This window comes from Mesorhizobium sp. LNHC229A00, from assembly GCF_000502415.1.
Classification (GTDB): Bacteria; Pseudomonadota; Alphaproteobacteria; order Rhizobiales; family Rhizobiaceae; genus Mesorhizobium.
The window spans coordinates 1-798 of the sequence record NZ_AYWQ01000123.1 but is presented as its reverse complement, the minus strand read 5'-3'; the positions used below and the strand labels follow the sequence as shown (position 1 = coordinate 798).

The window sequence follows — 798 nt, the reverse complement described above, 5'->3', positions numbered from 1 at the left end:
ACTCTCGATCCTCGCCGCGATGTTGACGCCATCGCCGAAGATGTCGTCGTCCTCGATGATGATATCTCCGAGGTTGATCCCAATGCGGAACTCGATGCGCCTGTCCGCCGTCACGTCGGCATTACGCTCGCGCATCTTGTGCTGGATGTCGGTGGCGCAGGCCACGGCATTTACCACGCTGGGGAATTCTACTAGCAACCCATCGCCGGTCAGCTTGACGATCCTGCCCTGATGCTCGGCGATCTTACTGTCCACCAGTTCGTGGCGATGCGCCTTGAACGCCGACAGGGTTCCGCTTTCGTCGCGACCCATGAGCCTGGAGTAGCCGACCACATCGGCCGCGAGGATGGCGGCAAGGCGACGCTGATTGCGTTCTTCGGCCATTCGCAATGCGGCAACCTAGAGCGAAGGAAATCACACGGATTGTATGGGCCCTCGGGTGTGGAGTCTATCACGCCTGCTGGCTGCTATTGGGTTAGCTTCTCACCTTGGTCGCACCGCTCGCGGAACGTCCGCTATCGCCCTTCGGGCGCACATGGGCCGACCTCCCTAATTCGTCCCCAAAACTGCCGGTCAGAAATGCGCCTCATGTCGGCCATTCACCCGATCGGGTTGCACTAAGAACGTCACTCGTCAGTAATCTACTGTCAGTACCGCTTTCGACGAACCGCCCCGCTTGTTGATCGGTCATCCGTTAATCTGCGATGCCTGCTTTCCGCAGACCCTCAAGCCAGTGCTCCACGTCCTCCTGCCGGCGATATGGAGAGCCGCGCTTGTAGTCACATAAGGTGAAACCAG

At 59.3% G+C, this 798-nt stretch carries 1 protein-coding gene; it reads right to left on the bottom strand.

Translation table 11 applies throughout. From position 1 onward, the window contains the following. On the bottom strand, positions 1 to 384 hold a 384-nt coding region (locus X742_RS0139590), incomplete at its 3' end, for an adenylate/guanylate cyclase domain-containing protein (protein WP_031248864.1). Between the last annotated feature and the right edge of the window lie 414 nt (positions 385 to 798).